The following is a 6132-nucleotide window of genomic DNA, read 5'->3' as shown; positions in this document are numbered from 1 at the left end:
GCATCCGGCTTCTCGATCTTGATGACGTCCGCGCCGAGCTCGGCGAGGGTCATCGTCGCGTACGGCCCGGCGAGCAGCCGGGTGAAGTCGATGACCCGGATGCCGTGCAGAGGCTGGAACGGCGGCGGGGCAGGCGAGTCATCGAGCATGCCGGTCACGCTACCGACTCGGAGGGGGCCTACCTCATGGACGATCGACACACGTCCTGAACGGGGAAATGGTGTCGAGGTCCAGCGGCCGCTCGCCTATGCGGCTCCGAGCAGGCGCACTCGGCAGGCCAGCTCGACGGCGAAGCGAACGTCAGGTTCGTCCAGGTCGACGTCGAGTCGCTCACGGATCTGCCGCATCCGATAGCCGACGCCGTTGGGATGCAGCATCAGCTCCTGACCCGTATGCACGAGCGACCCGTTGTGGGCGAGATACGACAGCAGCGTGCGCACCGCGGTGAGTGAGCGTTCTTGGCCGAGAGCGTCGAGCGGATGCAGGATGTCGTGCAGCAGATCCCTGCTGATCGGCGACGCGTAGACATCGAGGAGCACGCGGCGCAGCCCCGTGACGTCGGTGAGTTCCACCCCGCCCAGTCGGCCGGCCGCGTTCGCCGACTCCGCCGCGATCCGTGCCTCTGCGGCGGACTGTCGCAGCCCGATCGCACCCAGCTGTGGTGTGCCCAGACCCAGCGTGTACGCCCAATCCGATCCGGCGAGCGTGCGCGCCTGCTCCTGAATGCGCACCGCGACCTCGCGCACGCGGCGCTGATGGTCGGCGGCACCGTGCTCCTCGGTGCACACGAGCATGAGGTCGTCCTGCAGGAACGCGAGGTGCCACATCTCCGCACGATCCTCCACGAGCTGCAGCGCGAACAGCTCCAGGGCCGGTTGCACGGTCCGCGGTGCGCGGGCATCGGGGTCGGCCGCATGCATCGGCGCCAGCCACGCGGCGACGTGCGATTGCTGCAGCGGCAGCCCCAGCCGCGCGGCCTGCCCGACGAACCCCTCCACGCGGGAGGACTCCGCCAGGACCAGTTCGATCAGCAGATCGGAGCGCGACTGCGTGGACGCATAGCGATCTCTCGTGCTGCGCTGGGCCGCACGAGAGAGCAGCGAGGCGATCACCGGCACGGCGACGCCGGTCGCGGCATCCGGAGCCGAAGCGACGACACGGCCGATCGGTACCTCCCCGATGCAGACGGCATCGCTCTGCGCCCAGGAGACGGTCAGATCCTCGACGAGCGCGACGCGGATGCCGAGCGCGGCCGATGCCGCCCCGAGGATGTCCTCGATCGTGGAATCGTCGGATGCCGCGGCTGCCGTCGCGCGCTCGACGGCCAGCGCTCCGCGCATCATGGCCTCTGACGCACCACCGGCGATCGCCCGATCGATCGCCTTCGCGAGGTCGGCCGCCTTCGCCCCCGGGGCGGCGAACACCGGAACCCCGGCACGACCGGCGAGGAGGACAGCGGTCTCGGGCAGGACGATGTCGGAGGCGAAGACCACCCCGGCCAGGCTTCGTGCGCTCGCCTGACGCAGCGCCACGTCGATCCGGAACGGCGGCGGCTGCTCGTCGCCGGTGATGATGACGAGCGTGCCGGTCGCAGCGGCGCCGAGGCCGTCCACGGGGATGAGGTCCACGCGCTCGATCGCGCGTTCATCGACCGGGCCTGCCTGATGGCTGAGCCCCAGGCGTTCGGCATCGGTGCGAAGATCCTCGATCGAGTACTGTGCCATCGGCACAGTCTGGCAGGAATCACTGGATGCTCAAGACATTGTCGGCCGCAGAGCCCCTCCGTACGGTGGGGACATGGCACAGACAGCATCCGTTCCGCAGCATGCGGCGCGCATCACCGAGGTCACTGCGGACGACGTCGCAGCCCTCGGCATCGGCACGGCGATCTTCGGCACCGGCGGCGGCGGTGAGGTATACGGGGCGCAGACGATGGTCGAACGCGAACTCCGCACCCACGGGCCCGTTCGCCTGGTGAGTGTCGACGACCTCGGACCCGACGATGTCGTGGTCCTGATGTCGGGCATCGGGGCGCCGACGGTCGGCATCGAGATGCTGTCCTCGAAGGGGCAGATCCATGCGCTGCTGGAAGAGGCCGAACGGCTTCTCGGTCGCCCCGTGACGACGCTGATGGCCGCAGAGATCGGCGGCAGCAACGGCGTGCGACCGATCGGCTGGGCGGCGCAACTCGGCCTGCAGGTGCTCGACGCCGACGGCATGGGCCGCGCTTTTCCGGATGCCGCAATGATGGCCATGAACGTCGCAGGAGTCCACTGCGACTGGGCGGTCCAGAGCGACGTGGTCGGCAACATCGCCGTCATGAAGACCGTCGATCTGCACTGGCTGGAGCGTCACGCCCGGGCCCTCACCGTCGCCAGCGGCTCGATCTGCATCGGCACGCACTACCCGATGACCGCCGAAACCGTGCGCGGCGCGGTCATCGAGGGCACCGTGAGCGCGGCGATCCGCGTCGGCCACGCACTCCTGAGCGCACCGGAGCCGGTGGCGGCGATCGCCGCCGAACTCGACGCCCGCGTGCTGCTCAGCGGCAAGATCACCGACCTTGATCGTCGTACCGTGGGCGGCTTCGTCCGCGGATCGGTGACGATCACCGGAATCGGAGAGGACCGCGGCCGACTGCAGCGACTCGAGTTGCAGAACGAGAACCTCCTCGTGCTCGAAGACGGCGAGGTGCTCGTCAGCGTGCCCGACCTGATCACGATCATCGATACCGAGACCGGGCATGCGATCACGACCGAGATGCTGCGCTTCGGGCAGCGCGTCTCGGTGCTGGCATGGCCCTGTGACCCGGTCTGGCGCACCCCGCGCGGTCTGGAGCTGGCCGGCCCGGCCGCCTTCGGCTATGACCTCCCCTACGTTCCGTTCGAAGGAGCCGGCCGATGACTGCTCGTGACCTCGCCCTCGGCGTCGATGTCGGCGGAACGAACACGGACGCCGTCATCCTCGACGGCACCGGCGCCGTCCTCGCTCACACGAAGCGTCCGACGACCGACGACGTCACCGGCGGCATCCGCGCCAGTATCGCCGACGTGCTCGCGGCCATCGGCCCGGAGCGGATGCGGGTCTCCCGCGTCATGCTCGGCACCACGCATGCGACCAACGCCATCGTGCAGCGCCGCGCTCTCGATCGAGTCGCGATGATCCGGCTCGGCGCCCCCGCGGCGACCGAGTTCCCGCCCCTCACCGGGTGGCCGCAGGATCTCGCAGACATGGTGCTCGCCGGTGCCGCCATGGTCGGCGGCGGCCACATGGTCGACGGCACCCCGATCTCGCCCCTGGACCGTGACGGCATCCGCCGATTCGTCGACGAGGTGGGCGACTTCGACGCGATCGCCGTCGCCGGCATCTTCAGCCCCTCCTCGCCCGAGCAGGAGCTCGAGGTCGCCGAGATGCTGCGCAATCACCTGGGCCAGGACACCCGCGTCTTCCTGAGTCAGGACATCGGCCCCACCGGCTTGCTCGAACGCGAGAACGCCACCGTGCTCAACGCCGCGCTGTACAGCGTCGCGCTGGCCGTCACCGACGCGCTCGTCACCGTGGTCGCCGAAGAAGGGCTCGAGGCGCAGACCTTCTTCGCCCAGAACGACGGCACCCTGATGTCGCTCGACTACGCCGCGCAGTACCCCGTGCTCACGATCGGCTCGGGGCCCGCGAACTCGATCCGAGGAGCCGCCTACCTCTCCGGCCACGACAATGCCATCGTCGTGGACGTCGGCGGTACGACCAGCGACCTCGGCGTCGTCGTCGGCGGGTTCCCCCGTGAATCGACCATGCCCCGCGAGATCGGCGGCGTGCGCACCAACTTCCGGATGCCGGATGTGCTGTCGGTCGGCATCGGCGGCGGGACCATCGTGGATGTCGCGACAGGGCGCGTCGGACCGGAATCGGTGGGTTATCGGATCGATCGGGACGCCCTGCTGTTCGGCGGAACGATCCCGACGCTGACGGATGCTGCGGCGATGCTCACCAGCCCCGTCGCCGGTCGCCGACTTCCTGCGCTGCCGGCAGCCACGACCGCGGCGCTGAAGGACGCCCTGGGTGCCGTCGCCGACCGACTGGATGCCGCCGTGGAGCGGCTGTCGCTCGGAAGAGCGGACATCCCCCTCGTAGTCGTCGGCGGTGGCGGTTTCCTCGTGCCGGATCGGCTGCCGAGCGCCGGTGAGGTGCTGCGGCCGGACCACGGCGGTGTCGCCAACGCCGTCGGCGCTGCGATCTCGCTGGCCGGAGGACGAGCAGACCAGATGGCGCCGATGGGGGAGCGCGAATCGGCCATCGAACAGGCATCCGAGGCTGCCATTGCAAAAGCCATCCAGGCCGGAGCCGATCCGCTCGAGGTCTCGGTCGTCGAGGTTCTCGAGACCCACGTGCCCTATACCGCGCAGCCGACCGTGAACGTATCCGTGAAGGCGGCAGGGCCCCTCGCTCGGCTCACCGCCGGAGTCGCATCCGGCTGACACCAGGTCTTGCACCAGCAGTACCCGATCGAACCACCCGAATGAGGAGATTGCAATGAAACGCAGTATCGCAGTACCGGCCGGCGCCGGGCTCGTCGTCCTCGCCATGACATTGGCGTCATGCTCGGGTTCCGCAGGCGGCTCCGGGTCGTCAGAGGGAGACTATGTCTCCGGTGGAACCTTCACCCAAGCGGTCTTCCCGGAGGTGGGCAGCATCATCCCGATGACCGCCACGCAGCCGCAGGAGATCCAGATCAACACGTACGCCTACGAAAAACTGATCTACACGGACGCCGAGGGCGGGCAAACGCCGTGGCTCGCCGAGTCTTGGGAACTGGGCGACGACGGAAAGTCGGTGACATTCGAGCTCACCGAGGGGGCGACCTTCCACGACGGAACGGAGTTCACCGCCGAGGTCGCGGCCGCCAACATCAACTATCACGCGGATCCTGCCAACGCCACCGTGCTGGCCGACGTCATGCCGAAAGGCATCCAGGCCACCGGCAGCGGTTCGACCCTGGAGGTCACGGCGGAGGCCTCCGATCCCTTCCTGGCGAACATCATCGGCAACATCATGATGGTCGGTGAAGCAGGGCTCGAGGATCCGTCGAGTCTCGAAGCGGGCTCGAACGGCACCGGGCTCTACGAACTCACCGATGTGAAGGCGGATCGGTACATCTTCACAACCAGGGACGACTACACCTGGGGCCCGAACGATCTCACTTCCGAAACCGAAGGGGTGCCCGACGGCCTGGAGATCAGCGTGGTCACCGATACCTCTACCCGAGCCAACCTGCTGATCTCGGGCGAGCTCAATGCGGCTGCGGTCGAAGGGCCGGATCAGGATCGCATCGAGGGGTCCGGCTACGAGTCCGCCGGCGTCATCAACCCGATCGGGCAGATGCTGTTCAACGAACGACCCGATCGCCCGACGCACGACCCGCTCGTCCGCGAAGCGCTCACCCTGGGCTTCAACCATGAGGACACAGCAGAGGTCGTCAGCGGCGGGCGCCCCGTCGACCTGACCTCCTGGATCACCGAGGCGCCGTTCACCTGCTTCAACGAGGAGCCGGTCTGGGACCGTCCGGAGTCTGACCCCGCACGTGCGGCCGAACTGCTCGACGAAGCGGGCTGGGTCGAAGGTTCCGACGGTCTGCGCAGCAAGGACGGCGAACCGCTGAACATCAACTTCATCTATGACGCCACGTCGACCGCGCACGCTTCGGCGGCCGAGCTCGTCGCGGAGGACTGGGAGGAGCTGGGCATCACGACCGAACTGATCGCGATGGACGGCGCCGGCTGGTCGGAGTACCTCTACGAGACGTTCGACTACGACACCGGCTGGATCCAGATCGGTGCCGGGAGCCCCGTGACCGAGGACCTCTTCTACGGCGGCGCATTCCCTGAGGAGGGCGGCCTGAACTTCATGGGCGTCGCCGACGAGGAGTACGAAGCTTTCGCCGACCAGGCCCGGGCAGCTGCGGATGCCGATGAGGCCTGCGGATACTGGGAGCAGGCGGAGAAGACCGTGGTGGAGAACTTCCACACCCTGCTGCTGACCGGCACCATGCGGCCGACCTATATGTCCGGCGCGACGTTCGAGATCACCGACTACCTGCAGCCGGTCACGATCCGCATGACCGAGTGAGCCGCGCGC

General features: G+C 68.3%; 5 protein-coding genes. 3 read left to right on the top strand and 2 right to left on the bottom strand.

Features of this window, described 5'->3' with window-relative positions; translation table 11 throughout:
- Both ACTICP_RS12525 and ACTICP_RS12520 read right to left on the bottom strand, forming a co-directional pair.
- On the bottom strand, positions 1 to 149 hold a 149-nt coding region (locus ACTICP_RS12525), incomplete at its 3' end, for a CoA transferase (RefSeq protein WP_441892836.1).
- A gap of 96 nt (positions 150 to 245) precedes the next feature.
- Complete coding sequence (locus ACTICP_RS12520) at positions 246 to 1724, bottom strand: PucR family transcriptional regulator (RefSeq protein ID WP_441892834.1); 1479 nt, start codon at positions 1722 to 1724, stop codon at positions 246 to 248.
- 73 nt (positions 1725 to 1797) lie between these two features.
- On the opposite strand from ACTICP_RS12520, the gene ACTICP_RS12515 reads away from it, so the two are divergent.
- From ACTICP_RS12515 to ACTICP_RS12505, 3 genes are read left to right on the top strand one after another with little or no spacing between them, the layout of a single operon-like run.
- The gene (locus ACTICP_RS12515) at positions 1798 to 2904 is read left to right on the top strand and encodes a DUF917 domain-containing protein (RefSeq protein WP_441892832.1); all 1107 of its coding nucleotides are present in this window, start codon (positions 1798 to 1800) and stop codon (positions 2902 to 2904) included.
- Positions 2901 to 4475 carry a hydantoinase/oxoprolinase N-terminal domain-containing protein gene (locus ACTICP_RS12510; protein WP_441892830.1) on the top strand — a complete coding sequence of 525 codons (1575 nt, stop codon included), beginning with the start codon at positions 2901 to 2903 and terminating at the stop codon, positions 4473 to 4475. The genes ACTICP_RS12515 and ACTICP_RS12510 overlap by 4 nt, the downstream gene beginning before the upstream one ends.
- A gap of 55 nt (positions 4476 to 4530) precedes the next feature.
- Positions 4531 to 6123 (top strand): ABC transporter substrate-binding protein, encoded by a 1593-nt coding sequence (locus tag ACTICP_RS12505; protein WP_441892828.1) that lies wholly within the window; start codon positions 4531 to 4533, stop codon positions 6121 to 6123.
- The last annotated feature ends 9 nt before the right edge of the window (positions 6124 to 6132 follow it).

Origin of the sequence: Microbacterium sp. (assembly GCF_052102115.1) — a bacterium.
Classification (GTDB): domain Bacteria; phylum Actinomycetota; class Actinomycetes; order Actinomycetales; family Microbacteriaceae; genus Microbacterium.
Note: the sequence above shows the minus strand (reverse complement) of the source record. Positions and strands in the feature narration are given on the sequence as shown.

Excerpts from the sequence above, each read along its gene's own strand:
- ACTICP_RS12520 (WP_441892834.1), bottom strand. The coding sequence starts at position 1,724 with ATGGCACAGTACTCGATCGAGGATCTTCGCACCGATGCCGAACGCCTG.
- ACTICP_RS12515 (WP_441892832.1), top strand. The coding sequence starts at position 1,798 with ATGGCACAGACAGCATCCGTTCCGCAGCATGCGGCGCGCATCACCGAG.
- ACTICP_RS12510 (WP_441892830.1), top strand. The coding sequence starts at position 2,901 with ATGACTGCTCGTGACCTCGCCCTCGGCGTCGATGTCGGCGGAACGAAC.
- ACTICP_RS12505 (WP_441892828.1), top strand. The coding sequence starts at position 4,531 with ATGAAACGCAGTATCGCAGTACCGGCCGGCGCCGGGCTCGTCGTCCTC.